Source organism: Roseibium sp. 10G30-5, assembly GCF_055809635.1.
Genome location: NZ_CM147918.1, coordinates 2,875,015 through 2,901,240, shown reverse-complemented (window position 1 = coordinate 2,901,240; position 26,226 = coordinate 2,875,015). Strand labels below are relative to the sequence as shown.

The 26,226-nt window shown below is 56.8% G+C and carries 21 protein-coding genes and 6 pseudogenes; 16 read left to right on the top strand and 11 right to left on the bottom strand.

Annotated features, from left to right (window positions below):
* Nucleotides 1–82: 82 nt before the first annotated feature.
* On the bottom strand, nucleotides 83–634 hold the full coding sequence (locus AC0L7U_RS14715) for a type I glutamate--ammonia ligase (protein ID WP_473691709.1): 552 nt from the start codon (nucleotides 632–634) through the stop codon (nucleotides 83–85).
* Between the two features lie 16 nt (nucleotides 635–650).
* Nucleotides 651–1,469 (bottom strand): type I glutamate--ammonia ligase, encoded by an 819-nt coding sequence (locus AC0L7U_RS14710; protein WP_473691708.1) that lies wholly within the window; start codon nucleotides 1,467–1,469, stop codon nucleotides 651–653.
* Nucleotides 1,470–2,010: 541 nt separating this feature from the next.
* Between AC0L7U_RS14710 and AC0L7U_RS14705 the strand changes: the two genes are divergently transcribed.
* Both AC0L7U_RS14705 and AC0L7U_RS14700 read left to right on the top strand, forming a co-directional pair.
* Nucleotides 2,011–3,411 carry a glutamine synthetase family protein gene (locus AC0L7U_RS14705; protein WP_473691707.1) on the top strand — a complete coding sequence of 467 codons (1,401 nt, stop codon included), beginning with the start codon at nucleotides 2,011–2,013 and terminating at the stop codon, nucleotides 3,409–3,411.
* Nucleotides 3,412–3,449: 38 nt separating this feature from the next.
* Nucleotides 3,450–4,841 carry an aspartate aminotransferase family protein gene (locus AC0L7U_RS14700; protein WP_473691706.1) on the top strand — a complete coding sequence of 464 codons (1,392 nt, stop codon included), beginning with the start codon at nucleotides 3,450–3,452 and terminating at the stop codon, nucleotides 4,839–4,841.
* Nucleotides 4,842–4,953: 112 nt separating this feature from the next.
* Here AC0L7U_RS14700 and AC0L7U_RS14695 read toward each other — a convergent pair whose 3' ends face one another.
* The 6 genes and pseudogenes from AC0L7U_RS14695 to cysG form a co-directional block, all read right to left on the bottom strand.
* Nucleotides 4,954–5,472, bottom strand: a complete 519-nt coding sequence (locus AC0L7U_RS14695) for a DUF934 domain-containing protein (protein WP_473691705.1) — start codon at nucleotides 5,470–5,472, stop codon at nucleotides 4,954–4,956.
* Between the two features lie 69 nt (nucleotides 5,473–5,541).
* Nucleotides 5,542–6,312, bottom strand: a complete 771-nt coding sequence (locus AC0L7U_RS14690; protein ID WP_473691704.1) for a phosphoadenylyl-sulfate reductase — start codon at nucleotides 6,310–6,312, stop codon at nucleotides 5,542–5,544.
* Nucleotides 6,299–7,002: pseudogene (locus tag AC0L7U_RS14685) on the bottom strand (nitrite/sulfite reductase); the annotation flags it as partial. The gene AC0L7U_RS14690 and the pseudogene AC0L7U_RS14685, both read right to left, overlap by 14 nt.
* A gap of 68 nt (nucleotides 7,003–7,070) precedes the next feature.
* Nucleotides 7,071–7,959, bottom strand: a pseudogene (locus tag AC0L7U_RS14680) (nitrite/sulfite reductase); the annotation flags it as partial.
* Nucleotides 7,960–8,067: 108 nt separating this feature from the next.
* The gene (locus tag AC0L7U_RS14675; RefSeq protein WP_473691703.1) at nucleotides 8,068–8,364 is read right to left on the bottom strand and encodes a DUF2849 domain-containing protein; all 297 of its coding nucleotides are present in this window, start codon (nucleotides 8,362–8,364) and stop codon (nucleotides 8,068–8,070) included.
* An 11-nt stretch (nucleotides 8,365–8,375) separates the two neighbouring features.
* Nucleotides 8,376–9,822 (bottom strand): annotated as a pseudogene (gene cysG / locus AC0L7U_RS14670) (siroheme synthase CysG).
* A gap of 432 nt (nucleotides 9,823–10,254) precedes the next feature.
* Here cysG and AC0L7U_RS14665 point away from each other — a divergent pair.
* Both AC0L7U_RS14665 and AC0L7U_RS14660 read left to right on the top strand, forming a co-directional pair.
* Nucleotides 10,255–11,928 (top strand): alpha-glucosidase, encoded by a 1,674-nt coding sequence (locus AC0L7U_RS14665; protein WP_473691702.1) that lies wholly within the window; start codon nucleotides 10,255–10,257, stop codon nucleotides 11,926–11,928.
* A gap of 150 nt (nucleotides 11,929–12,078) precedes the next feature.
* The gene (locus AC0L7U_RS14660) at nucleotides 12,079–12,876 is read left to right on the top strand and encodes a glycosyltransferase family 2 protein (RefSeq protein WP_473691701.1); all 798 of its coding nucleotides are present in this window, start codon (nucleotides 12,079–12,081) and stop codon (nucleotides 12,874–12,876) included.
* Nucleotides 12,877–12,942: 66 nt separating this feature from the next.
* Here AC0L7U_RS14660 and AC0L7U_RS14655 read toward each other — a convergent pair whose 3' ends face one another.
* Nucleotides 12,943–14,151, bottom strand: coding sequence for an HD domain-containing phosphohydrolase (locus AC0L7U_RS14655; RefSeq protein ID WP_473691700.1), 1,209 nt, complete (start codon nucleotides 14,149–14,151; stop codon nucleotides 12,943–12,945).
* Between the two features lie 281 nt (nucleotides 14,152–14,432).
* On the opposite strand from AC0L7U_RS14655, the gene AC0L7U_RS14650 reads away from it, so the two are divergent.
* The 4 genes and pseudogenes from AC0L7U_RS14650 to AC0L7U_RS14635 all read left to right on the top strand — a co-directional run bounded on the left by AC0L7U_RS14650 (nucleotide 14,433) and on the right by AC0L7U_RS14635 (nucleotide 16,773).
* Nucleotides 14,433–15,653, top strand: a complete 1,221-nt coding sequence (locus tag AC0L7U_RS14650) for a BaiN/RdsA family NAD(P)/FAD-dependent oxidoreductase (protein WP_473691699.1) — start codon at nucleotides 14,433–14,435, stop codon at nucleotides 15,651–15,653.
* Nucleotides 15,650–15,850: pseudogene (locus AC0L7U_RS14645) on the top strand (DUF188 domain-containing protein); the annotation flags it as partial. The gene AC0L7U_RS14650 and the pseudogene AC0L7U_RS14645, both read left to right, overlap by 4 nt.
* 106 nt (nucleotides 15,851–15,956) lie before the next feature.
* Nucleotides 15,957–16,106, top strand: a complete 150-nt coding sequence (locus AC0L7U_RS14640) for a DUF188 domain-containing protein (RefSeq protein WP_473691698.1) — start codon at nucleotides 15,957–15,959, stop codon at nucleotides 16,104–16,106.
* 454 nt (nucleotides 16,107–16,560) lie between these two features.
* A complete protein-coding gene (locus AC0L7U_RS14635; RefSeq protein ID WP_473691697.1) occupies nucleotides 16,561–16,773 on the top strand; it encodes a cold-shock protein in 213 nt (70 codons plus the stop codon).
* 251 nt (nucleotides 16,774–17,024) lie between these two features.
* Here the strand turns inward: AC0L7U_RS14635 and AC0L7U_RS14630 are convergent, their stop codons facing one another.
* Nucleotides 17,025–17,156 (bottom strand): hypothetical protein, encoded by a 132-nt coding sequence (locus tag AC0L7U_RS14630; RefSeq protein WP_473691696.1) that lies wholly within the window; start codon nucleotides 17,154–17,156, stop codon nucleotides 17,025–17,027.
* Nucleotides 17,131–17,868, bottom strand: coding sequence for a MurR/RpiR family transcriptional regulator (locus AC0L7U_RS14625; RefSeq protein ID WP_473691695.1), 738 nt, complete (start codon nucleotides 17,866–17,868; stop codon nucleotides 17,131–17,133). Before AC0L7U_RS14625 ends, AC0L7U_RS14630 begins: the two co-directional genes overlap by 26 nt.
* Before the next feature lie 197 nt (nucleotides 17,869–18,065).
* Between AC0L7U_RS14625 and AC0L7U_RS14620 the strand changes: the two genes are divergently transcribed.
* The 8 genes and pseudogenes from AC0L7U_RS14620 to AC0L7U_RS14585 all read left to right on the top strand — a co-directional run bounded on the left by AC0L7U_RS14620 (nucleotide 18,066) and on the right by AC0L7U_RS14585 (nucleotide 26,123).
* Nucleotides 18,066–18,848 carry an N-formylglutamate amidohydrolase gene (locus AC0L7U_RS14620; RefSeq protein ID WP_473691694.1) on the top strand — a complete coding sequence of 261 codons (783 nt, stop codon included), beginning with the start codon at nucleotides 18,066–18,068 and terminating at the stop codon, nucleotides 18,846–18,848.
* The gene (locus AC0L7U_RS14615) at nucleotides 18,845–19,144 is read left to right on the top strand and encodes a TRAP transporter small permease subunit (protein WP_473691693.1); all 300 of its coding nucleotides are present in this window, start codon (nucleotides 18,845–18,847) and stop codon (nucleotides 19,142–19,144) included. Before AC0L7U_RS14620 ends, AC0L7U_RS14615 begins: the two co-directional genes overlap by 4 nt.
* Nucleotides 19,093–19,452: a hypothetical protein gene (locus AC0L7U_RS14610; protein ID WP_473691692.1), complete on the top strand. Its 360-nt coding sequence runs from the start codon at nucleotides 19,093–19,095 to the stop codon at nucleotides 19,450–19,452. Before AC0L7U_RS14615 ends, AC0L7U_RS14610 begins: the two co-directional genes overlap by 52 nt.
* A complete protein-coding gene (locus tag AC0L7U_RS14605; protein WP_473691691.1) occupies nucleotides 19,437–20,759 on the top strand; it encodes a TRAP transporter large permease in 1,323 nt (440 codons plus the stop codon). The genes AC0L7U_RS14610 and AC0L7U_RS14605 overlap by 16 nt, the downstream gene beginning before the upstream one ends.
* Before the next feature lie 135 nt (nucleotides 20,760–20,894).
* Entirely contained in the window at nucleotides 20,895–21,956 is a 1,062-nt protein-coding gene (locus tag AC0L7U_RS14600; protein ID WP_473691690.1) for a TRAP transporter substrate-binding protein, read from the top strand.
* A 95-nt stretch (nucleotides 21,957–22,051) separates the two neighbouring features.
* The gene (locus tag AC0L7U_RS14595; protein WP_473691689.1) at nucleotides 22,052–23,419 is read left to right on the top strand and encodes a glutamine synthetase family protein; all 1,368 of its coding nucleotides are present in this window, start codon (nucleotides 22,052–22,054) and stop codon (nucleotides 23,417–23,419) included.
* Between the two features lie 108 nt (nucleotides 23,420–23,527).
* Nucleotides 23,528–24,918, top strand: a pseudogene (locus AC0L7U_RS14590) (aldehyde dehydrogenase family protein).
* A gap of 40 nt (nucleotides 24,919–24,958) precedes the next feature.
* Nucleotides 24,959–26,123: pseudogene (locus AC0L7U_RS14585) on the top strand (iron-containing alcohol dehydrogenase).
* Nucleotides 26,124–26,226 lie beyond the last annotated feature (103 nt).

Here is a 26,226-nt window from a genome sequence, read left to right as displayed (position 1 = left end):
CAGGTGTTGTCGGGCATGCCTGCCCTGCTCGCATCATCAGGCCACCTTTTGTCTGGCAGCTGTTCCTGATCTTTCAATTCGATCAAAGATAGGTCTGACGTTCAAGGCCGGAGATCTCGCGCCCGAACGCCGCCAGTTCCTCTTTCTTGATTTCCGTCAAAACCTTGTGAAGCTCTTCGCCACAGGCCTCCTTCATCCGGTCAGACGCCTCAAACGCATCGATGGCCTCGTCCATCCAGGGCGTCAGACGCTTGTGACGCTTTTCATACGCGTTGCCGATCACCGGCGCGGGCGGATCTTCCTGCTTTTCCAGACCCGCCAGCATTCCAGCAAGAACCCCCACCAACACCAGATAAGGGTTGGAATCGGCACCGGCGATGCGATGCTCGATCCGGGTTGCTTCCGGGGTGCTGGCCGGAACCCGCAGAGCAACCGAACGGTTGTCATAACCCCAGCACAAGGACGTCGGAGCATAAGAGCCCGGCTGCATGCGGCGGAAGCCATTAAAGGTGCTGGTGAACAGCAGCAGCGCTTCCGGCATGGTATCGAGAAGACCGCGGATCGCGTGACCGAGACGCTGCTGGCCATTGTCAGGGTTGGCGAAAATGTTGCCGTTCTTGTCTTCCAACGACACATGCACATGCATACCGCTACCTTAGCCATTCCACAAAAGGCTTGGCCATAAAGGACGCCTTCAGGTTGTGCTTGCGAGCAACGCCCGTCACCAGACGGCGCAACAACACAGCGTCATCCGCAGCCTGAAGCGGATTGCGGCGGTGATGCAGGTTCAATTCAAATTGACCGGGAGCCGCTTCCGAAACAGCCGCGTCAGCCGGAATTTCCTGCACTTCGGTGGCCCGGCGCAAGTCGTCGACCAGTGGCCAAAGCGCTTCCAGATCCGACAAGGCATACATGTTCTGTCGGGCTGGCCCCAGACTGGTGGAGAAAACCGGCTTGGGCTGACCCGACCAGTCGCCGTCGGCTTCTTCCTCGAAGAGGTAGAACTCCAGCTCAAACGCACACGTAGCGGTAAACCCCTTGGCGGCCAGTTTGTCGACCATGTTCCGCAGCACGTTGCGCGGATCGACATCAAACGGGTTGCCGTCACGGTCATACATCGACAACAAAACCTGTGCCGTCTTACGGTCGGCCCAGGGCACAATCTTCAGGCTTTCCAGAACAGGCCAGCACACGCCATCCCGGTCACCTGTCTCGATGTGCATGCCGGTGCTTTCGACTTCCCGGCCCCAGACATCGAGCCCGTAGAGCGAAAACGGAAAGGCAATGCCTTGCTCGAAAACCTTCTGTGCCGCACTGCCCGGCAGCCACTTACCACGCAACACACCATTCGTATCCGGCAGCACCACTTCGACCGTATCGAGATCGGGATGCTCCTTCAGAAAACGCTCAACTTCACCAGTATCCTTGCGCGCATCCGGATGGGATAAAATCTGCTGCGGCAATTCCACGGACGTCTCTTGCTCTCCCACGAAAGCTCACCTTTCCCAGGCTTCCTCTATTCGGCCTGTTCCATTCGTATTTGACGACATTTTTTCACGCACTCAGCGCCAATGTCGGCTCCGTCTGGATCTGAGCCTGCGCACGTTCAAGTGTCAAGATGCAGAAAGAGGCAGGCTTGCCTTTTTACTGAGCGAGCAAAATGGTTTATCGATAGTCGTGGGGACATTGCAAAAACCAATGCAGCACTGACTCAGATAATCTTTTGGCAATTGACAGCCCCTGTAAGACACGAAATGATGCCGCCATCATGAGCCCCTATTTCGTCTTGCAGACTTGCCGCGCAGACTTGCCAAACCGTGATCACCGCTTGGCTATGCACTGTGGTTTCGCTGAACTGGCGAAAATGCGAGGCGCAATTTCCAGTCGGACGAAAGCCCTTGGGGACAGACATTTGCAACGCTCCTGCTGCCCACCGATGCGACAGCCGTGGTTGCTGCGTCTGGAAGATCAGCAGAGACTTTCAAGTTCAACACCGACCCGGAGCTAATCGTGAGCCAGGACCCATCCTCTCCCGAAAATTCAGTCAACAAGAACCGCGGCGTTCCCGGAATGGACCAAGCCCGGGACTGGCTTCGCAAACGCAACATCGAGGACATCGAATGCGTGGTGCCCGATCTTGCCGGTGTTGCTCGTGGCAAGATGATGCCGACGGAAAAGTTCTTCTCAGGACCAGACATGACGATGCCCGCCAGCATCTTCGCCCAGACAATTTCGGGCAGTTATCCGGCAGACGATGACCGCTTCCAGCATAATCCGGTCGACGGCGACCTGTATTTTCGCGCCGATTATTCAACGCTTGCCGAAGTGCCTTGGGAAACAGATCCGACGGCGCAGCTCATTCATGACGCCTATACACGCGACGGAACGCCGGTGGAAACCGCACCGCGCAACCTGCTGAAGCGCGTCCTGAAACTGTACGAAGACCGTGGACTGCGTCCCGTTGTGGCACCTGAGATCGAATTCTATCTGGTGCGCCCGAACACCGATCCTGACTATCCTCTGGAACCACCACGCGGTCGGTCCGGTCGTCCTGAAGTGGGTCGTCAGTCCTATTCGATCTCCGCTTTGAACGAGTTCGATGATCTTATTGACGATGTCTACGACCTCTCAGAGAAGCAGGGACTGGAGATCGATACCTTCATTCACGAAGAAGGTGCGGCGCAGATGGAAATCAACCTGCGCCACGGCGACCCGTTGGCTTTGGCCGATCAGGTCTTCATGTTCAAGCGGACCATCCGGGAAGCAGCCCTGCGCCACGAGATGTATGCAACCTTCATGTCCAAGCCCATGTCCAATCAGCCGGGCTCGGCCATGCACATTCACCAGTCTGTGGTCGATATTGAGACCGGCGATACCATCTTCTCGACGCCAGAAGACGATGAAACATCCGACTTTCTGTCGTTCATTGCCGGGCATCAGAAATACCTGCCGTATGTCACCTGCCTGATGGCACCCTACGTCAATTCCTACAGACGCTTTTCGCCAAATTCGACCTCACCGGTGAACGTCTATTGGGGATATGACAACCGCACTGTTGGACTGCGTGTGCCCTATTCTCACAGACAGGCACGGCGACTTGAAAATCGCATTCCCGGCTCGGATGCCAATCCTTATCTGGCCATCGCAGCGTCGTTGACCTGTGGCTATCTCGGCATGAAAAACGGCTTGCGTCCGGATGCGCCACGTGATGTGGATTGCGCCAATCTACAAAAAGCCTTGCCACGGGGTCTGATGGAAGCCGTTGGATATTTCGAGAACAGCGACGACATTCGCGACATCTTTGGTGATCGATTTGTTGAAACCTACCGCGCCATCAAACAGGAAGAGTACGAGACATTCATGTCCGTGGTCAGCCCCTGGGAGCGCGAATATCTTCTCTTGAACGTGTGACGTTCTGTCAGCCGATCAGTGCGAACGACGGAGTTTTCATGAAGCCTGTTTCCAACTTGCATTCCACGGCCGATCTTCAGGCCAAGGATGCCGCGCATCACATTCACCCTTTCACCGACACGCAGGCGCTGAATACGGAAGGCAGCCGTATCATTACCAGAGCTGAAGGGATCTGGCTGACGGATTCCGAGGGCAACCGGATCCTTGACGGAATGGCTGGCCTCTGGTGTGTCCAGGTCGGTCATGGGCGGCAGGAAATCGCCGATGCCGTGCACCAGCAGATGTGCGAGTTGAGCTACTACAACACCTTTTTCAAGACGACGCACCCACCAGTGGTCGCCCTTACCGAAAAGGTTGCATCGCTTGCACCAGACCACATGAACCGCGTGTTCTTCTGCTCATCGGGGTCGGAAGCCAATGACACAGTCTTCCGCATGGTGCGCCATTATTGGGATTGCATGGGCAAACCCGACAAGAAGGTGATCATCGGACGCTGGAACGCCTATCATGGCTCAACGCTGGCAGGCACCAGCCTTGGCGGCATGAAGGGCATGCACAAGCAAGGCGACTTGCCGGTGCCAGGGGTTCATCACATCGACCAGCCCTATTGGTACGGTGAAGGTGGCAATATGTCGCCAGACGATTTCGGTGTTGCCGTTGCCCGCAAGTTGGAAGCCGCGATTGATGAAATTGGCGAAGACAACATCGCTGCCTTTATCGCCGAACCGATCCAGGGCGCAGGTGGCGTCATCATCCCACCGGAAACCTATTGGCCGGAAATCAAGAAGATCCTCGCAGATCGCGATATTCTGCTCGTGGCCGACGAAGTGATCTGTGGCTTCGGTCGCTTGGGACATTGGTTTGGCTCAGACCATTTCGATCTGAAACCTGATCTTATGGCCATCGCCAAGGGCCTCTCTTCCGGCTACCTGCCAATCGGTGGTGTCATCGTTTCCGACAAGGTTGCGGACACAATTGCCACCAACGGCGACTTCAACCATGGCTATACCTATTCTGGTCACCCGGCCTGTGCGGCAGCCGCTCTCGCCAATCTGGAAATTCTGGAGCGTGAAAACGTCGTCGATTACGTTGCCAACGACATCGGGCCCTACATGCAAAAGCATTGGGCCAAGATCGGCGAGCACCCGCTGATCGGCGAAGCACGTATGACCGGCCTGATGGGCGCACTTGAGCTCGCTCCTGAGAAAGGCAATCGTGCACGCCGCTTTGCCGATACCGGCACCGTTGGAACATTGTGCCGCGACATCAGCTTCTCCAATGGGCTGGTGATGCGCGCCGTGGGCGACACGATGATCATCTCGCCACCGCTGGTGCTTACCCACGAAGAAGCTGACGACCTGGCGGCCCGCGCCACCAGAACACTCGACCAGACGTATGACGCGCTGAAGAAAGACAGCAAGATCGTCTGATCCGACGTTGTACAAAACGCAAGTACAGATGAAAAAGGCCGATGTCGTTGTCCGACATCGGCCTTTTTCAAATTTACACGCAGGTCAACCGCGTTTGAGCGATCGTCTCGTGTCAGACAGAAGCTGGACGGCGTGCCCGAGGGCGATGCCCCGCAGAAACTTCATCCACTGTGCCGACCGGTTGCGTATAGTTCGTGACTTCAGGCCACTCCCCGGCTTCGAGTTCCTTCAGGATCTCCGGCTTGGAAATCTCGTAGCTGCTCACGCCACATCGCCGCATCAACGGCATCTGGTCGAGGATGAAATCACCGGTTGCTCGGATGTCACCGGTAAAGCCCAGTTCTTCGCGCAAGATCCGCGCCGACGAAAAGCTGCGACCATCGGTGAATTTAGGAAAGTCGACAGCAATGATGTCAAGCATACTCAAGACCGGTGCAAGCTTTTCCACCTGATCCCCTGCCGCGACCAGAACTGCGACACGCCGGTTTGTACCTTCGAACGTCGCCTTCTCGTCGAGATAGCGCTGCAATGGAATTACAACGTCCTGTCCCGTCGGGATGGTGGTGTCCTCATCGCTCACCCGCACCCAGGCCTCATCGCTGAGAAGATTGTTCGCAAAAATTTTCGTCATTGGTGTTTCGCGTCCCTCTTGCGATCCGGGGATCGCTCATCGTCTGTTAGCGGGCAATCCAGCGGACAATCAGATCCCGCTGCCGTCGATTTCACGTCCATGCGTTGGCATGTGAATGCCGCACTCGGTCTTTTCCTGATTGCGCCAGCGCCCGGCACGCGGATCTTCGCCCGGCTTGACCTTGTCCGTGCATGGCATGCAGCCAATCGACGGATAGCCCTGTGCGACCAGCGGATGCGACGGCAGATCATGTGCCTTGGCATAGTCCAGAATATCCGAAGCTGACCAATTGGCCAGCGGATTGACCTTCACCCGACCGTCTTCATATTCAAAGTAAGACAAGGTTGCACGGGTCTTGCTCTGGAACCGCTTGCGACCGGAAATCCATGCGCCAAAGCCTTCAAGCGCACGTTCCAGCGGCAACACCTTGCGGATATGACAACAACGGTCCGTATCGCTCATCCACAGCATACCTGCCGGGTCATCACGTTCCCGATCTTCACGCGCAGGGCTTTGCGACTGAACATTGGTCAAGCCCAGCGCCGCCGTCAGACTGTCACGATAGCGCAGCGTTTCTGGAAACAGCTTGCCCGTATCAACCATCACCACCGGCGTTGCCGCGTCGATTTGCGATACCAGATGCAACAGCACGGCAGAATCCGCTCCAAAGGAGGAGACCATGGCGATTTCACCATTGAACCTTTCGGTCAACGCATAGCGCAGCACATCCTGCGCGGTCGCATCGGCAAAGATCTCGTTGAGAGCTGCAACTTCTTCAACGGGAGAAAGGGCAGCAAGATTTTGGCTCGTGGCCAGACAGGCTTGACTAATTTGCCCCATAAAGCGCCTCCTTGAATGGCGCTTCCCCGACCCGTCTATAGGCATCGAGGAAGCTTTCTTCCGGCTTGGTGCGGAGACCAAGATAGGTGTCCACAAGGGTTTCGACAGCGTCGACGACCGTTTCGGATGAGAAGCCGCGACCGACAATTTCACCAATCGACGAGGTTTCATTGGCCGATCCGCCGAGCGTGATCTGGTAAAATTCCTCACCCTTCTTTTCCAAGGCCAAGAATGCCGATATGCCCGACATGGTGGTGACCACAGGCATTGATGCAGCCGGAGATCTTGATCTTCAGATCGCCAATATCATCCTGCCGCGCGGCCGTGCCAAAGCGCTCGGAAATCTCCTTGGGCAATCGGGATCGAGCGGGCTGTCGCCAGCGCGCAATAATCCATCCCCGGGCAGGCGATGATGTCGGTGATCAGGCCAGAGTTACCCTCGGCCAGACCGTTTGCGACCAGAACGTCAAAGAGCGCGGGAAGGTCAGCCACACGCACATGCGGGAAGATGACATTCTGCTCGTGGCTGATGCGGATCTCGTCAAAACCGTATTTTTCGGCAAGGTCGGCAATCACATCCATCTGATCGGCACTGGCGTCCCCGGGAATGCCCCCAATCGGCTTCATGGAGATCGTCAGGCTGGTGTACCCATCCACCTTGTGCGGGTTGAGATTGTGAGCGACGAACTGATCAAAAGCCGGATCGGATTTGCGGCGCGCCTCGACGGCCTCGCTGGTCACGTCCAGAACTTCTAATGTCGGCGGCGCAAAATACGATTGAATCCGCTGAACTTCGTCCTCCGGCAGGCGCAGGACGCCATGACGGATCTTTTCAAACTCGGCCTCAATGTCGGTCTTGAGAACGTCCAGTCCGGTTTCATGCACCAGGATCTTGATACGTGCCTTATACTTGTTGTCACGGCGACCGAAGCGGTTGTAAACGCGCAGGATCGATTCCGTGTAGGCCAGCAGATCTTCTTCCGGCAGGAAGTCGCGCACCTTGCGACCAATCATCGGCGTGCGGCCAAGGCCACCGCCGACGAACACCACAAACCCGGGTTCCCCCGCCTCATTCCGCGTCAGCTGCAAGCCGATGTCATGCACCTGCACGGCAGCACGATCATGCGGCGCGCCCGTGATGGCAATCTTGAACTTGCGCGGCAGATAGGTGAATTCCGGGTGCAGTGACGACCACTGGCGCAAAATTTCAGCATATGGGCGCGGATCGGCGATCTCATCGGCGGCAGCGCCTGCAAAATGGTCCGCCGTCACGTTGCGGATACAGTTGCCCGACGTCTGAATGGCGTGCATCTCGACCTCGGCCAACTCACCAAGAATTGCCGGCACATCTTTCAGGCTGGGCCAATTGTACTGGATGTTCTGACGCGTGGTGAAATGGCCATAGCCGCGATCATAGGTCCGGGCAATATGGGCGAGCTTGCGCATCTGGCGCCCGTTCAAGGTGCCATAGGGGATTGCCACACGCAGCATATAGGCATGGAGCTGAAGGTAGAGGCCGTTCATCAGACGCAATGGCTTGAACTCTTCCTCGGTCAACTCTCCGGCCAGACGTCGACGCACCTGATCAGCAAACTGCTGGGTACGCTGGCTGACGAACTCGTGGTCGAACTCATCGTAACGATACATCTTCAAACTCTCCCTCAGACCCCGGCTTTGTGCCAGTGGCCCAAATTCACTTGAACCAGAGATCGCGTCCTCGCGTCGGGCGCCGATCGCAAGTCTTTTCAAAAACGGTCAGGCGCCTGTACGGGCCTGCTTGCCAAAATCAGGATGGGTCGTCGGCCCGGCAGCCCGGATTTTTTCACGAAGGCGAACGGCCACGAGCTGCCCTTCTTCATCGACCACATCCATGTCATAGGCTTCCACCACCAGTCGGGCGGCAATGGCGCGCGCTGCGATTTCCATGGCGGTGGCAACATCATCCTTGCCGTCCAGACGGCGTGCCCCTTGCAGGGTTTCGACCCAAGCTTCGCCTTCACCAAGCCAGACAACTTCGCCATCAATCAGCCGGTTGGCCGTAATTACTTTCATTGCCTTACTCCTCAGGCGGCATATTCTTCACGGGCAGGCAGGGCCACGATCGGTTCTGCCTGATGCAGATCCGCGTGGCCTACGGCCTCCCCAATCACGATCAGGACTGGGCCTCGGGACATCATCTCGCTCGGACAGGCCAGCCAATTCCTGCAAGGAGCCGGAAAATTGCCGTTCGCTGACCTGGCTGGCGTTTTCGATGATCACCACCGGAGTCTGACGACGCAGACCGCCAGCCATCAGCTTTTCCGCAACGGATGCGGCCACTGAACGCCCCATATAAACGGCAACCGTTGCACCATTCAGCGCCAGATCAGCCCAACCGGGCAGCGTTTCCGACTTCGCGTTATGCCCCGTCGCAAAGACCAAAGTGGAGGCGACACCGCGCAGTGTCAGCGGCAACTGCGCCGAAGCCGCAGCCGCAAACGCTGCAGTCACGCCCGGCACGACCTCAAAGTCAATTCGGGCACTGCGCAGCGCGTCCATTTCCTCGGCAGCACGACCAAAAATCATCGGATCACCAGACTTGAGACGCACAACCTTGTGGCCAGCCTCTCCCAACTCCACGAGCAGACGATTGATCTCGTTCTGCGGTACGCTGTGCGCACCTTTGCGCTTACCCACCGAAATGCGCTCCGCGTCACGCCGCCCCATCGCAACAACCTTTTCCGGAACAAGCGCGTCATAGACAATCACATCTGCTTCCTGAAGCACCCTCTGGGCGCGCAGGGTCAGAAGATCTTCCGCCCCGGGACCCGCACCCACAAGCCAGACGTAGCCAGCATCAGATGTTTCGCTGTTCAAAAGACGCTGTGCATCGGAGCGCGCCTCATCAATGCGATCTGCATAGATGTTCCGCGCCACGCTGCCGGAGAAAAAGCGCGCCCAAAACCTGCGCCGCGCTGCACCATCCGGGATCATACGCGCTGCGGCATCGCGGAAGCTTTCGGCCAACCGAGCAAGATCTCCTGTCGAGCGCGGCAGCATCGCCTCAATACGCGCCCGAATGTGACGTGCCAGCACCGGCCCCACGCCGGTCGAAGTGATCGCAACTGCAATCGGCGCACGATTGACCAGTGCGCCAGTGTAGAAGTCACAAAGATGCGGCTTGTCGACAGCGTTCACCGGCACACCAGCACTGCGGGCCGCCGCGACAACAGCACGATCCAAAGGCTCGTCTTCGCAGGCGCTGAAGACCAGCACGACGCCCGTCAAGTGATCCGGGGCAAAGGCTTCTGCGATATGACGCGCGCCAACAGCTTCAATGGCATCGAGCAGAGATCGCTCAATTTCCGTTGCCACGACTTCAATGACAGCATTGGTTTCGCCAAGCAGACGAACCTTGGCGGCAGCCTCATCGCCATGACCGACCACAAGCACACGCTCACCCGAAACCTTGAAAAAGGTCGGGAACACATCAAGGCGGCGATCTGAGTGTCTTTGATCCTGTCTGGCCATGACCCGCGTCCTGTCGAAGGAGGTGTTGTAGTGTTTCTTCAATGTACTCATTTCGCCCACCCGTTAACGGGCATGATATTTCAAAGACATGCAAACAGAAGAAAAAGGATTCCGCTTATTGTCACCATCGAGGATGCAATAAATTATTCTACGCCATCACTTCACCGGGAACGCAATTGGCGCAGAGTGACGACAAAAGAAAACATACGATCCGGCCCTCGCCGTTTCAGCGCACGAAATGCCATCTTTCTTGATATCTGACGCCAGCAGAACACTTGCCGCCTGTTTTGCGCTTGACCTAACGGGAAGCGTGTTTTAGCCAATTCAAAGCGCTTTGAATAAATAGACGTCCGAAATGACGACGCTTCTGGTGCGATCCTGAATTCGGATCCACTCCAGAAGCAACCTGCTGTCTTCCTGAAAGGGTGTTTCATGTCTCCCCAATCCGCCGCCAACTCCTCGCTACAAAACGAAATCGTCGACGACGCGGACTGGTGGCGCGGCGCAGTCATCTATCAGATTTACCCTCGTTCGTTTCAAGACAGCAACGGCGATGGCATTGGCGATCTCAAAGGCATTTCCGACCGGCTTGATCATGTCGCGTCACTCGGCGTTGACGCCATCTGGCTGTCGCCATTCTTTACATCACCAATGGCAGACTTCGGCTATGATGTGGCCGACTTTGAAGATGTCGATCCGATGTTCGGCACCTTGGCCGACTTTGATGAAATGACAGCCCACGCCCATGCCCTGGGTCTCAAAGTCATGATCGACCTGGTCATCTCACACACCTCTGACCAACATCCATGGTTTGTCGAAAGCCGCAAGTCGCGCAGCAATGACAAAGCTGACTGGTATGTCTGGGCAGATGCAAAACCGGAAGGGTCTCCCCCCAACAACTGGCTCTCGATCTTCGGCGGATCCGCTCTGGAGTGGGACAGCGTACGCTGCCAGTATTACCTGCATAATTTTCTGCAAAGCCAACCGGATCTGAACTTCCATAATTCGGAGGTGCAGGACGCAGTTCTGTCTGCGGCAAACTTCTGGCTGAAGCGTGGCGTCGATGGTTTCCGTCTGGATACGGCGAATTTCTACTTCCATGATGCGGAGCTGCGCGATAATCCTCCCCTCCCCGAAGGCATGATCCTGACGGGCGTCGAGCAAACGAACCCCTATTCCTTCCAGTACCATCTTTACGACAAGACCCGCCCCGAGAACCTTGTATTTCTGGAACGTTTGCGTGGCTTGTTGGACAGTTTCCCGGCCATAACCGCCGTTGGTGAAATCGGTGCGGATCGCGACGTTCCCAGCACCACGGCGGCCTACACCGTTGCGGGCAAGCGGCTGCATATGGCCTATAGTTTTGACTTGCTGACACATGAGCACTCCGGCGATTACATCCGCTCACGCATGGAAGCGATGGAGGCAACTATCGGCAGCGGCTGGCCGAGTTGGTCTCTCTCGAACCACGATGTGCCGCGCGTGGCCACCCGCTGGGCCAACGATCAGAACGTCGACCGCTTCGCGCCTCTGGCAACGGCTCTTTTGACCAGCTTGCGAGGCACACTTTGCATCTACCAGGGAGAGGAGTTGGGACTGTCGGAGGCCGATGTGCCTTACGACAAGATCCAGGACCCTTACGGTCTCCGCTTCTGGCCGAAGTTCAAGGGCCGCGATGGCTGCCGCACGCCGATGCCATGGACGACGGATGACCTTTACGCCGGCTTCAGTACGCATGAACCCTGGCTCCCCGTCAGCCCTGATCATCTTCCGCTTGCGGTCGCAGCCCAGAAAGGTGTGCCAACCAGCATTCTGGAGCGCACAAAAGCCTTTCTGAAATGGCGCAGACACCTTGCTCCGCTGATCAAGGGCGACATCAAATTCATTGACGGGGTTGGCGATCTGTTGGTCTTTGTCAGAACCTATGAAGGGCATCAAATCCTCTGCGCCTTCAATTTGACGGACACCCCCCTGAGCATCACGCTTGATCTGGGCGACATCAGCCCGCTGGAAGGCTCCGGCTTCAATGGCACCGTGACAACAAGCGACAAAGGAACGCAAATGACCGTGCCAGCCCTCGATGCCTTCTTTGCAAACCTCAAATAACACTTGAAAACAGACTGTTCTCCAGGGCCATGATCCAATTATGGCCCTACTCTGCCTGCACCCTATCGGAAAGAGGTGCTAGGGTACGGTCCTTGCTATGCGCTGAACCTGAAGCACACGATCCGATCTTTTCTGGAGCCGCAGTCTGTCATGAGTGATCGCCTCCCACTTTCCGTCTTCATCATTGCCCAGGATGAAGCGGACCGCATCGCCAAACCCATTTTAAGTGTGCGGGATTGGGTCGATGAGATTATCGTCATCGACAGTGGCTCGACGGACGGGACGCAAGATGTCGCCCGCACCCTTGGGGCAACTGTCATCGACAATGACTGGCCCGGCTACGGACAACAAAAGCGATTCGGGGAAGATCAGTGCCGCAACGACTGGCTGCTCAACCTTGACAGCGACGAAGAAGTCACGCCGGAGTTGGCACAAGAAATTCGCACATTAATGACGTCCGGCCGACATCACGATGCCGATCACTGGCGCATCATGATCCGCGATCAGTTTTCGCATGAGAGCGAACCGGCTCCCTGGGCTTATGGCTACCACCAGATCCGCCTGTACGATCGAACCAAGGGACGGTTTTCAGACTCACCGGTCCACGACACGGTGCGCCCGGAGCCAAGCACGCGCATCCAGTCGCTAGAGGGCATCGTTGCACATCGCTCCATCCGGTCTCTGGAATTTCAGGTCGGCAAGTACAACCGCTATTCCTGCATGCAGGTGCGGGATCTGCGCGACAAGGGCCGCACCCTGCCCCGAACACGGTTGCTATTTGAATTCCCGGCCGCCTTTTTGAAGGCCTACTTCGTGCGCAAGTATCGCCGCTACGGCTGGTGGGGCTTTATCCTGTCGGTCAACTATGCTCACGCACGGTTTCTGCGCATCGCCAAGGCTTATGAGACCGAGTTGAGAGAACGCCACACCAAAACGGACAAACCATAAGGTGAGTGCCTCACATCACACGGCGATTTTGCTCAAAGGCAACCAGCACAGTCACTCGGCGAAATCCTAACCGACGGCCGCCGTCTCTTGCAGCCGATCCGGCGCGGTCGGTGCCGTTACCGGACGCAAGACACGAATGGGCTGGCGAATACCAGCAACATGGTTGTAATGATCAAGGCGGCGGATGGTGGTTTCCATCAGTTGATGACCACGCGACAGCACCAGATGATGCGTTCCCTCTGTCAGAACATCATCCATCAGCACATCGCCCGGCTTCAATGCCCGAATGTAACAAAGCGTCGGCTTCGGCTCTTCGGTGCCCGCCACCTCCTCGACCAGCAACTCCGCCCGCGCGATCTCCAGAAGCTCTGGATCATATTGTTTGCGATTGATGGCCAGCGCTTCGAAGGCGGCAGCGTCAACACCGCTGTCCGGACTGGCGTACCAAAGATCCGTCAGCAGTTTGACGATACGGGACGTCAGTGGAATGTCCTTGCCTTTCGGGCCATCAGCAGGAAATCCCGATCCGTCAAACCCACAGTTGGACAAATACAGCGCTTCGGCCACCCGCTCCAGTTGCGGGATGTTCTTCAAGAGACTGCGGGTCTGGGCCGGAGCCGCCTCAAGGATTTCCTTCTGCTGTTCGGTCAGCGCTTTAGCCGCCCGGTAACGGGTCAGGATTTCAACCGGCAACAAGGCCTCGCCGAGAGGCGAAAACAGGATGGCCATTTCCAGTTCCCAGGTTTGCTTCAGACCTAGACGGCGCGCGATCTTCGCACCTTGTGGACGCATGATCGTGGTTCGACGGAACGCTTCGCCATGAAACAGCGCCAACATATCAATCAGGAGTTTGACGGAACCGCCAAGAGTTTTTTCCAACAACTGCCGATCCTGAAGAATCTTGTCGTGATAGGCGGTAGCAGCCTGAAGGGCGGCGCTCAATTCACTCGATGCGCAAGGCTTGGACAAGACCATGAACACACTGGCCGTGTTGATTGCGTCCTTGAACACATCAATCGACTTTTCAGCCGTCAGCAGGATACGGGCCGCACGTGGGGCAAGGCTTTCACACATCTTCAGGAAACTGATGCCGCCGCGCGAGGGAACGTTGACACAGGAGATAATCACGGTCACTGCCGCGTTGTCCCGCACCCAGCGCAACGCCTCTTCCGTATCTGAACAGCCTGTCACGCTATAACGATCTGAAAACAGCCGCTTCAGCGCATCAAGGACCTTCGGATCATCATCCACCACAAGTACCTGTGGGCATTGCACGCATAGTCGCCTCACTCTCGGCTACGTCTTTATACGGGATGCGCAACCTTTCCTGCCAGAAGACGATACTTTTTGTCTTCCGTACTTCTTACAATATATTTTTACATCTTATTTTTCTCACACAGATGTTAATAAATACAGATTACATTCAAACAATAAGTTAAAAATTATCTTTAAGTGAAGTTACTTATAGTTTCAATCTGGAGTTCTGAACCTCAACTCGACACTGTAAAAATGCCAATTGAGCTTTCCTCTTCGCCGAGACTTGCTATAAGATCCGCATGGAAGACGTTCTCATTATCGGTGCCGGCCCTGCCGGCCTGCTGGCAGCAGACCTGCTCAGCGCACAGGGGCATCAGGTCCGCATCATCGAGCAGATGCCCTCAGTGGCACGCAAACTGCTAATGGCCGGACGTGGCGGCCTCAATCTGACGCACAGCGACCCTATGGAAACGTTTGGCGCGCGCTACAGAGAGGCTGCCGACCATCTCGCTCCTCATCTTGCGCAATTTTCTCCAACCGATTTGCGCACTTGGTGTGATGAATTGGGCGCGGAAACCTTCGTCGGCAGCAGCGGACGTGTCTTCCCCAAGGCCATGAAGGCATCGCCTCTGGTGCGCGCGCTGCTGCAACGCCTTGCAACACGTGGCGTACGCATTGACACCCGCCACAGTTGGCTTGGTCTCGACACCTCTGGCAACGCCATTATTGAAGCTCCCGACAAAAGCCAGTTCACCCTCGCCGCTCGTTGCACCCTGCTGGCACTGGGCGGTGCAAGCTGGCCGAAACTGGGCGCGACGGCGCGCTGGATCACTCCCCTGCAAGACCAAGGCGTCGAGATCGCGACACTAAAGCCCGCAAATTGCGGCTTCCACATCAACTGGAGCGCTTTCCTGCGCGACAGATTTTCTGGGACCCCGTTGAAACGGCTTGGACTTACCATCGGCGAGCGTCATGTCATGGGGGACGCCATCCTTTCGGACAAGGGGTTGGAGGGCGGCGTTGTCTATGCTGTTTCAGCCGAACTGCGCAAAGCAATCGAGACCGATGGCACTGCCACACTGGTGCTGGACCTTGCGGCAGACCTGAGCCACGATAAACTGGCCAAGCGCCTGACAACGCGCAAACCCAAACAATCCCTTTCGACATTTCTGCGCAAGGCAGTCTCCCTGACCCCCGCCGAAATTGCACTGCTGCACGAGGCAGGCCCACTGCCGGAAACTGCAGACGGCCTTGCCAGTCGGATCAAATCTCTGCCCCTGACCCTTCAAGCGCCCTATTCCATTGAGCGGGCCATCTCGTCTGCGGGCGGGATCGTCTGGTCCGAAGTCGGCCCGGACCTGCAATTGCACAAGGTGCCCGGCATGTTCGTGGCAGGTGAAATGCTCGACTGGGAAGCTCCGACCGGCGGTTATCTGTTGCAAGCCTGTTTCTCGCTCGCCCACAGCGCCGCAAATGGCATGAACACCCTGCTTAAGGCGCAGAAGGGGCTTGGCACATGACGATCATCTACGTCGATGCGGACAGTTGCCCCGTCAAGGAAGAGACCCTTCGCGTTGCAGAGCGCCACAAGGTGTCCGTCAAATATGTTGCCAACAGCTGGATGAGATTGCCTGAAAGCGATCTTATAGAGCGTGTCATTGTCAACGACAGTCTGGACGCCGCCGATGATTGGATTGCAGATCAGGCCGTTCCCGGAGATCTGGTGGTGACCGCCGATGTCCCCCTTGCCGCAAGATGCGTCGACAAGGGGGCCCTGAGTCATCTCGCCCAGTGGCAAACCGTTTCGCGAAGACGCTATGGGAATGCGGCTCGCGGTACGCAATCTGAACACCCAGCTTCGCGAAGCCGGAGAGATACAGGAACGCAATTCCGGCTATACCAAACAGGATCGATCACGCTTCCTGAACCAGATGGAAACGCTGGTGCGAGCAGCTCTGCGCAAGTCGGCTTGAAGTTTCCATGGCTATTCAAGTGATTGTGAACTTGCTCAAGCAACCAGAACCGCAGCCTCGTAAAAATGACATGCCGTATTTCGCAGAAATACGCCAAAAATGACGATAAGAAACAAGATCGTCTGCTTCCACTTTTGAATAGTTTTAAGCCATTCAAAAGGAAAAGGCGCGAGTTGCCGAATTTTCACGCATGCTTGCTCGCAACCTTCCAAAAGTTTTCTTGTTATTCATTAGGTGACGACCTATCGTTCGACCCATCGGCTTGGCGACAGGCCGGACGGGACAGAAATAGACCCGGTGAAGATTGACTTCGGCATGTGTTTGACATGCTCTGAAATTCGAGACTTTTCCGTTTCTAGAAGACTGCTCGTTTCCGCCTCTTTCGGGGATTTTGTAGTCAGACCATCGTCTGGCGTCTGAAAGATGTGCATACAACTACGGAAAGGCTTCTCCAATGCGTGAGAACGGCACCATCAAGTTCTTCAACCACGATCGTGGCTTTGGCTTCATCACTCCGGACGATGGCGGCAAGGACGTATTCGTCCATATCACCGCTTTCGAACAAGCCGGTCTGCAGACACCTCAGGAAGGCGCAAAGATCTCTTTCATTGCTGAAGATGATCGTCGTGGACGTGGCAAGCAGGCTTCGCAGCTCGAGCTGGTCTAATTTGATGGATTGACTCAGGGGATGAAGCAAGACTGCAGTGTCATGTGGCGTGACCGCAGATCACTTCACCCTGAAACCTAATCACAAAGAAACGTCGGTGCCGAGCAGCTCCGGCGTTTCCTGTTTGAGGTTCGCCATTTCCAGTAGTGTGCCCGTGCAGGACAGCCAGTTGTCTCAGGCCTCTCCTCGCACTACTCAGGGCCTTTACGCCATGGTATTCCAAAATCTCAGAGCTCTCAATGGGCCGCGCCTCAAAGCCGGTCATCCTTGGCTTTCCCTTCGTCCTGAAGATCACGCAGACTTTCCAGATGCTTCATGCGCTTGAGACTGCGATCCGGGTTGGCCTGCGTGACCCCCTCAATCAACACTTCCACCAAAGCCATCAAAGCAAGGCTTGAATCCTAGCATGGAAGGCACAGCCACTTCTGCCGGAATGACAAGAGTGGCGCTGCCAGCAATGGGAGAGCGCCAGCTATCCGTCAGCAAAATGATTTCTGCGCCTTGCCGTGCCGCCTGCTCGGCAAAGCCAATCAGATCGCGCTGATAGCGGCGAATATCGAACACTACGATGACATCGCCCTTGCCCAGATTGATCACCTGATCCAGCCAACTCGCCTCCTGACCGGCGATATGAAACACGTTGTGGCGGATGATGCGCAAATGTGCTGTCATATAACGGGCCAACGCGTCGGTGAAACGCCCGCCGATCATGTGTAAAAAGCGGGTTTCGTCTGCCAGAATCGCCACCGCCGCCTCAAGGTCGGATGAGGCAAGCTGCTCGAACGTCTGTTGGATATTGGCCAGAATGCGCTCTACCATTGGCGTATCACGCTCGGGCGCAGACCCAAGCTGCATGTTGGCAGTGCGGGCCAGAGGCGTGTTGAGTTGCGCCTCCAGTTCGCTGCGCAACTGCGCCTGAAAGTCGGGAAAGCCGGGAAAGCCGAGCCTGGCGACAAATCGCAGGATCGACGGCGCAGACACATCGGCCATCCCGGCAAACCGGGCCACTGTTTCCAGACCCAGCATGGGATAATTGCTCAGGAGCGCCCGAGCAGCCTTGCGCTCTGTCGTCGTAAAATCGTCAAGCCTCGGCACGGATCTGATCGCGCAACGACGGCTCCGTCGCAGGCATCTTTCTTGATGTCACCGCACACCCTCACATCGGCATTATTGCTGTGCTTTTCCGTTTGACTTTACGGAAGAACTTGTATCAAATATTACATAGACGCTCGCACCAGGTAGAAGATGTAATAAATAATACACACCGCCGCGATGCTCTGAGGGGAACAGTGATGGCATGTGTGAGGGATGAGAGCACGGAGCTCTCTCCGGTCACGATCACCAACGCGTTTGGCAAAAGCGCGGTCGTCCTGCTGTGCGATCATGCCAGTCGGCATATTCCGCAGCAGTTTGGAGATCTTGGCCTCGAGGAAGACGATCTGAAAGCCCATATCGCCTGGGATCCGGGCGCGCTTGGCGTTGCGCGGATCATGTCTGAGCAACTGGACGCGACACTTGTCTCAAGCAACGTGTCGCGTCTGGTGATTGACTGCAATCGCGCGGAAACCGCCGACGACCTGATCCCAGAGACCAGTGAAACAACACGCATTCCCGGCAATGCCAATCTCGACGCGGACGCAAAAGCCCAACGCATCCGCCTGTCTCATATCCCTTTTCATACGACAATCGATCAGGTTTTGGCCCCACGCCTCGATGAAGGTCGACAGTTGGTTCTGGTCTCCGTTCACAGTTTCACCCCCACCTACAAGGGAGTAGACCGCCCTTGGGAGATTGGCCTCATTCATGGTGCCGATGGCGTTTTGGCGCGCCGATTTGTGAACCGACTGTCCGTGGCTCACCCAGAATTGACTGTCGGCCTCAACGCCCCTTACACGCCAGAGGACGGCGTTTATTACACTCTGAAAACCCATGGCGATGATCAGGGACTGCAAACCCTCATGATTGAGGTTCGCAACGATCAGATCACCGACGCGGACAGCGAAATGCACTGGGGCACACTGCTGAGCGATGTTCTCCAGTCCTGTCTTGACGATAGAGCGGAAGCGCAGCCATGAACGCAGCACACGCCTATATTCGCTGGGTGGACGGTTTCAATCGCGGTCTCGGCAAGATCATGATGTGGGGCATCTTCGCCATGGCTGGCATCTTGCTGTGGTCCTCAATCTCGAAGACCTTTTTTCATCCCTCGCTGTGGACGCTGGAAGTCGCGCAATTCGCGATGGTCGCCTACTATGTGCTGGGTGGACCATACTCGATCCAGATGGGGTCCAACGTGCGCATGGACCTGTTTTATGCGGAGTGGTCGCCAACAAAGAAAGCCTGGTCGATGCCTTTACCGTGCTTCTGCTGATGTTCTATCTCGGTGTCCTGTTGTACGGCGCACTCAATTCCTTCGCCTATTCGCTTGGCTATTTTGGCAAGCACAGCCTTGCATTTTTCGGGCATCTCATCTGGTCTTTCCTGAGCGGTGGCCCGGAAGGAGCTTCCAAGACCATGGGCTACATCGAACGCAGCCCGACCGCCTGGCTGTCCGTTTCTATGGCCCGTGAAGCTGGTGATGGTCATTGGGTTCACGCTCATGCTTCTCCAGGCGATCTCCGAGTTTTTGAAGGACATCATCCACATCAGGGAAGGCCGTTCCGATGTCCTATGAGATGATCGCTCTTCTGATGTTCTCGTCGATGATGCTGATGTTGCTGACGGGACAGCGCGTGTTCGGGGCCATTGGCGGTATCGCCTCCATTGCCGCCATCATGCTATGGGGCACCGGTGGCGGCGACATTCCGTTTTCAGCCGCCATGAAGCTGATGAAATGGTATCCTCTGCTGACGCTGCCGATGTTCATCTTCATGGGCTACATCCTGTCGGAAACCAAGATTGCCGACGATCTCTACAAGATGTTCCATGTCTGGATGGGACCTCTTCCCGGAGGCCTCGCCATCGGCACGATCTTCCTGATGGTGCTGATCTCGGCCATGAACGGCCTGTCCGTCGCCGGAATGGCCATTGGTGCGACCATCGCCCTGCCCGAACTTCTGAAGCGCGGCTACAACAAGCACATGGTCACGGGGGTGATCCAGGCGGGGTCCTCCTTGGGCATTCTCGTTCCGCCCTCCGTCGTCCTGGTGCTTTACGCGATGATCGCCCGCGCGCCCGTTGGCCAATTGTGGCTGGCAGGCATTCTTCCCGGCCTGATGATGGCGGGCATGTTCATCCTTTACATCGCGATCCGCTGCAAGTTGCAGCCGCATCTTGGCCCGGCCCTGAGCAAGGAAGAACGCTTCACGCCCAAGCGTGAAAAATACATGCTTCTTGCCTCCGGCATCCTGCCTCTGGTCATTTTTGCCTGCATGATGGTGCCCTTCGTCAACGGCTGGACTTCGCTGGTCGAAAGCTCCGCCATCGGCGCGCTTGCAGCCCTTCTCGCAGCGATCTTCCGGCGTCGGCTGACACTGCCCATCCTGATCAGTTGTATGCGGCAAACACTTGGCATTTCCTGCATGTTCATGTGGATCATCCTTGCGGCCCTGGGCTTTGGCGCGGTGTTTGACGGCCTCGGCGCGGTGAAATCCATCGAAAACCTGTTCACGGATCAGCTCGGGCTGGAACCATGGATGATCCTGGTTCTGATGCAGCTTTCCTTTCTGGTGATGGGCACTTTTCTGGACGATACAGCGATGCTGGTCATCGTCGCACCGCTTTACGTGCCGCTGGTGCGTGCACTCGGCTTCGACCTGATCTGGTATGGCGTACTCTACACGATCACCACCCAGATTGCTTATATGACGCCACCGTTTGGCTACAACCTGTTCCTGATGCGCGCCATGGCTCCGAAAGAAATCACCATGGGCGATATCTACAAGTCCATCGTGCCCTTTGTCGGGGTGATGGTGCTGGCATTGATCATCGTCATGTTGTTTCCGCAAATCGCCCTGTGGCTTCCACATGAAGTCTACGGTCGATAGCTGAGTGTCAATCGCCAGGAGAGCGACCGAGGAAACCATCAAGGAGTGCAAAAGAGCCGAGAAAGTCCGCACAACAAACGTCCAAAGACCCGGAGTTTCTCAAAGTTGTTTCATAATTGAGGGGAATGATTGGAAATGACTAGTAGCAGACGTGACTTTCTGAAAAAGGCAGGCATGGGCACCGTGGCTGCCGCCGGAGCAACAACACTTGCAGCACCGGCCGTGCATGCGCAGGCACCTATCAAATGGCGCCTGCAAACCTATGCGGGCGCAGCCCTTGCGGAGCATGTGATCCAGCCGTCGATCGAGGCCTTTAACAAGGCCGCCAATGGCGAGATGGTGATCGAGCTTTACACCGCCGATCAGCTTGTGCCGACCGGCGAATTGTTCCGCGCCATGCAGTCGGGCACCATTGACGCCGTCCAGTCGGACGATGACTCCATGGCGTCTCCCACCGAGGTAACGGTCTTCGGCGGTTACTTCCCGTTTGCCTCGCGCTATTCGCTCGATGTGCCGGTGCTGTTCAACCAATACGGCCTCAAGGAGATCTGGGAAGAAGAATACGCCAAGGTCGGCGTCAAGCATATCTCCGCCGGGGCCTGGGATCCCTGTCACTTCGCCACGCGCAAGCCGATCACCTCGCTGGCGGATCTGAAGGGCCTGAAGACCTACACCTTCCCGACGGCAGGCCGCTTCATGGCCCAATTCGGTGTCGTGCCGGTTTCCATTCCCTATGAAGATGTCGAAGTGGCCATGCAGACAGGTGAACTTGATGCCGTGGCCTGGTCAGGCATCACAGAAGATTACACCGTGGGCTGGGCCGATGTGACCGGCTATTTCCTGACCAATAACATTTCAGGAGCATGGGCAGGATCTTTCTTCGCCAATATGGAGCGCTGGAATGCTCTGCCGGACCGGCTGAAGGTTCTGCTGCAAATGGCGATGGACAGTTCTCATTATCACCGCCTGTGGTGGTATTGGGGCGGGGAAGCCTCGTTGCGGGTCAAAGGCACCAAGATGAAGCTGACCTCTATTCCCGACAAGGAGTGGGAGCAGGTCGAAACCGCAGCCATCAAGTTCTGGGACGAGATTGCACAGGAGTCCGAGACCAAAGCCAAGGTCGTCGAGATCTTCAAGAAGTACAATTCCGACATGCAGAAGGCAGGACGCCCCTATCGCTACGGGCAGGATACCTAATACACTCGGATGACTTGATCTTTTGAGGGCGAGGCCATTTGGCCCCGCCCTTCCCGCCTCAGACCTTTTGCAGACTTTGAACGGACCCTTCCAGAATGCCCGGCACCCTGACCATGACCACCCTGAAGACCGCTGTTTCTGGCGGAGAGATCGACACAGTTCTTGCGTGCATTGTCGACATGCAGGGCCGCCTGATGGGGAAGCGGTTTCATGCCCAGCATTTTCTCGACAGTGCCTATGCAGAAACCCATTGCTGCAACTACCTGCTGGCCACTGATCTGGAGATGAACACCGTTGAAGGGTATACCTCCACCGGCTGGTCTGGAGGCTATGGCGATTACATCATGCAGCCTGATCTGACAACGCTGCGGCGTGCGCCCTGGCTGGAGGCCACCGCACTTGTCTTGTGCGATGTGCTCGATCATCACACCCACGAGGAAGTCGCTCATTCACCGCGCGCAATTTTGAAAAAGCAGATTGCCCGACTGGCCGAAAAGGGACTCAAGCCCTTGATGGCGACCGAGCTGGAGTTCTTTCTGTTCGAGCGCACGCTGGATGAAAACCGCAAGGCGGGTTTTACCGCGCTTTCTCCGATTTCCGGCTACAATGAAGATTATCATATCCTGCAAACCACCAAGGAAGAGCATGTGATGCGCCCGGTGCGCAACCATCTCTATGCCGCAGGCATCCCCGTGGAGAACACCAAGGGCGAGGCCGAAGCCGGACAGGAAGAACTGAACATCCGCTACGCCGAAGGGCTGGACTGTGCCGATCATCACAGCATCGCCAAACATGCGGTCAAGGAAATCGCCTGGGCACAGGGCTGCTCCGCTACGTTTCTGGCCAAATGGCATCACGACAAGGTTGGCAGTTCCTCACATGTGCATCAGTCCTTGTGGAATGAGGCTGGTGAAAACGTCTTCTTCGACGCCTCCGACGCACATGGCATGTCGGCTCTTATGAAGAATTACGTCGCCGGGCTGATCGCCTATGCGCCCGACTACACCTGTTTTCTTGCCCCCTACGTCAACAGCTACAAGCGTTTCCGAAAAGGCACCTTTGCACCGACCAAGACGACCTGGTCCGTCGACAACCGGACCGCAGGTTTCCGTCTGTGTGGGGAGGGCACCAAGTCGGTGCGCATCGAATGCCGTATCGGCGGGTCGGACCTCAACCCCTATCTGGCCCTGGCCACGCAGATCGCCGCCGGACTGAAGGGCATTGAAGACAAGCTGGAACTGGCTCCCCCGGCAGGTGGCGACATCTATCAAGCCGCAGAGGTGGGCGATGTCCCAACCACGTTGAGTGCAGCCACAACCGCTTTGCGAGGTTCTGCCATGATGAGAGAAGCGTTTTCTGACGCCGTCGTCGATCATTATGTGCGTGCAGCAGAATGGGAGCTTGAGGACTTCGAGCGCGTCGTGACAGACTATGAAATCAACAGGGGATTTGAACGGGCCTGATCCGCACCGCAACTCTACCTGAGGCAAACACGACCCTGTCTGAAAAAGCAGGCTCGGCCCGCAAAGACTGACACTGACCGTAAACCGGCAGCCATCCGAGGTGACATTATGTCCGAGACGCTGAAGCTCATTTCCCCTATCGACGGCTCTGTTTATGCCGAACGTCCTGCATTGGACGAAGCAGCTACCGTCAATGCGATCTCCCGCGCCAAACTGGCGCAGGCAGACTGGCAGGCACAATCTGTCGTCGAGCGCGTGGCGTATTGTGAAAAGGCGCTAGAAGCGCTGAAAAGCATGAACGATGATGTTGTCACCGAACTGGCTTGGCAGATGGGCCGTCCTGTTCGTTTTGGCGGAGAAATGAGCGGCACGGAAGAACGTACCCGCTATTGCGCCAGCATTGCAGAAGAGGCGCTGGCCGATATCGAACGCACCGACAAGCCGGGCTTCAAGCGCTACCTGAAGCGCGTACCGCTTGGCGTCGTCATGGTGATTGCACCTTGGAACTATCCGTTCATGACGGCAATCAACACCATCATGCCCGCCTTGATGGCAGGCAACGTCATTGTGTTGAAGCACGCCAATCAGACACTGCTGGTCGGCGAGCGTCTGGCAAAGGCTTTCGAAATGGCGGGGCTTCCCGACGGCGTGTTCCAGAACATCGTTCTGACGCACCAGGGTACCGAGAAGCTGCTCGGTTCCGGTCTGATCGACCATGTGAATTTCACCGGCTCGGTGGGCGGTGGCCGCGCCATCGAGAAAGCTCTCGCAGGCACCTTTGCAACACTCGGCCTCGAACTGGGCGGTAAGGATCCCGCCTATGTCCGCGCGGACGCCGATCTGGACTACGCGATAGAGAACCTTGTTGACGGCGCTTTCTTCAATGCCGGACAATGCTGTTGCGGCATCGAGCGTGTTCTATGTGCATGAGAGCCTGTTCGACCGCTTTGTCGATGGCTTCGTCGATCTGACATCGCAATACAAGCTGGGCAATCCGCTGGACAGCGAAAGCACACTCGGACCAATGGCGCAGACGCGCTTTGCGGATTGGGTGCGCGAGCAGACCGGGGAAGCGTTGCGCAAGGGAGCCAAAGCCCACATCGACACCTCCAGTTTTGCCGCGAACAAGGAAGGCTCGCCCTATCTGGCGCCACAGGTGTTGACCAACGTCAATCATCAGATGTCAGTGATGCGCGAAGAAAGCTTCGGTCCGGTTGTCGGCATCATGAAGGTCAAAGACGATGCCGAAGCGCTGCAATTCATGAACGACAGCCCCTATGGCCTGACAGCCTCGCTATGGACGGAAGACGTTGACGCCGCCTCCAGCCTTAGCCGATGGCATTGAGACTGGCACCGTTTTCATGAACCGATGCGATTACCTCGATCCGGCCCTCGTGTGGACCGGTGTCAAGGACACCGGCAAGGGCGCGGCCCTGTCGGAAATCGGTTTTCATAATCTGACGCGACCGAAGTCCTTCCACTTCCGCGTCGACCATTGATCCCCATTTTCAACCTGCTCAAGCACCAAAGAGAATATCCATGTCTTCCCTTCCGAGTATGAACTGGTCCTATCCGACGTCCATGCGTTTTGGTGCAGGCCGGATCCAGGAACTTGCCGAGGCCGTGCAGACCATCGGCATGAAGAACCCGCTTCTTGTCACTGATCCGGGGCTGGCCGGGCTGCCGATGGTCGCCGATGCCATTGGCCTCCTCAAAGCCGCTGGCCTTGAGGCCGCAGTCTTTTCAGACGTCAAGCCGAACCCGGTGAATGCCAATGTCGAGGCAGGCGTCGCCGCCTACAAGGCAGGCGGCCACGACGGCGTCATTGCCTGTGGCGGTGGTTCCGGACTGGATGCAGGCAAGCTGATTGCCTTCATGGCCGGGCAAACTCGCCCGATCTGGGACTTTGAGGACATCGGTGACTGGTGGACCCGCGCCGACGTTGAAGGCATCGCGCCGATTATCGCCGTGCCGACCACCGCAGGCACCGGCTCAGAAGTCGGTCGCGCTGGCGTCATCACCAATGAGGAGACGCATACCAAGAAAGTGATCTTCCACCCGATGATCCTGCCGGAAATCGTCATCTGCGATCCGGAACTGACGCTTGGCATGCCCAGGATGATCACAATCGGCACCGGCATGGATGCGCTGGCTCATTGCATCGAAGCCTATTGTGCGCCCGCCTATCACCCGATGTCTGAGGGTATCGCGCTGGAAGGCATGCGTCTGACGCTCGAAAATCTGCCTAAGGTCGTCGACACACCCAATGATCTGGAGGCCCGGGGTCACCTGATGAGTGCCGCAGCCATGGGGGCTGTCGCGTTTCAGAAAGGCCTTGGCGCGATCCACGCCCTGTCGCATCCGGTCGGGGCTCTCTATGACACGCACCATGGTCTGACCAATGCCGTCTTCATGCCTTATGTGCTGGCTTTCAATCAGCCTTGCCATCGAGGACAAGATGGCCCGGCTGACCGGCTTTCTTGGCATTTCCGGTGGGTTTGACGGCTTCATGAGGACCATTCTCGATCTGCGTGAGGCGTTCGAGATCCCCCACACACTTGCCGGTCTCAACATTGGCGCAGAAAAGCGCGAACTGGTGGCGGAGATGGCAATCGTCGACCCGACCGCCGGAGGCAATCCACGCAAGCTGACCAAGGAAGGCGCGCTGGAGATCTTCGACAAGGCGCTTGCTGGCGACATCTGATCAACAAACCACTCCTCCACATGACACACAAAAGCCCCTGAAGCAGCGCTGCTTCAGGGGCTTTTGTCGTTTGCGGGACACGGAGTGGATCGGTATGCCGACC

What these genes read in the sequence shown, in the direction of transcription:
- AC0L7U_RS14700 (WP_473691706.1), top strand. Translation starts at nt 3,450, where the DNA reads ATGAAGCCTGTTTCCAACTTGCATTCCACGGCCGATCTTCAGGCCAAG.
- AC0L7U_RS14695 (WP_473691705.1), bottom strand. Translation starts at nt 5,472, where the DNA reads ATGACGAAAATTTTTGCGAACAATCTTCTCAGCGATGAGGCCTGGGTG.
- AC0L7U_RS14690 (WP_473691704.1), bottom strand. Translation starts at nt 6,312, where the DNA reads ATGGGGCAAATTAGTCAAGCCTGTCTGGCCACGAGCCAAAATCTTGCT.
- AC0L7U_RS14675 (WP_473691703.1), bottom strand. Translation starts at nt 8,364, where the DNA reads ATGAAAGTAATTACGGCCAACCGGCTGATTGATGGCGAAGTTGTCTGG.
- AC0L7U_RS14665 (WP_473691702.1), top strand. Translation starts at nt 10,255, where the DNA reads ATGTCTCCCCAATCCGCCGCCAACTCCTCGCTACAAAACGAAATCGTC.
- AC0L7U_RS14660 (WP_473691701.1), top strand. Translation starts at nt 12,079, where the DNA reads ATGAGTGATCGCCTCCCACTTTCCGTCTTCATCATTGCCCAGGATGAA.
- AC0L7U_RS14650 (WP_473691699.1), top strand. Translation starts at nt 14,433, where the DNA reads ATGGAAGACGTTCTCATTATCGGTGCCGGCCCTGCCGGCCTGCTGGCA.
- AC0L7U_RS14640 (WP_473691698.1), top strand. Translation starts at nt 15,957, where the DNA reads ATGCGGCTCGCGGTACGCAATCTGAACACCCAGCTTCGCGAAGCCGGA.
- AC0L7U_RS14635 (WP_473691697.1), top strand. Translation starts at nt 16,561, where the DNA reads ATGCGTGAGAACGGCACCATCAAGTTCTTCAACCACGATCGTGGCTTT.
- AC0L7U_RS14630 (WP_473691696.1), bottom strand. Translation starts at nt 17,156, where the DNA reads ATGGCTTTGGTGGAAGTGTTGATTGAGGGGGTCACGCAGGCCAACCCG.
- AC0L7U_RS14620 (WP_473691694.1), top strand. Translation starts at nt 18,066, where the DNA reads ATGGCATGTGTGAGGGATGAGAGCACGGAGCTCTCTCCGGTCACGATC.
- AC0L7U_RS14615 (WP_473691693.1), top strand. Translation starts at nt 18,845, where the DNA reads ATGAACGCAGCACACGCCTATATTCGCTGGGTGGACGGTTTCAATCGC.
- AC0L7U_RS14605 (WP_473691691.1), top strand. Translation starts at nt 19,437, where the DNA reads ATGTCCTATGAGATGATCGCTCTTCTGATGTTCTCGTCGATGATGCTG.
- AC0L7U_RS14600 (WP_473691690.1), top strand. Translation starts at nt 20,895, where the DNA reads ATGACTAGTAGCAGACGTGACTTTCTGAAAAAGGCAGGCATGGGCACC.
- AC0L7U_RS14595 (WP_473691689.1), top strand. Translation starts at nt 22,052, where the DNA reads ATGCCCGGCACCCTGACCATGACCACCCTGAAGACCGCTGTTTCTGGC.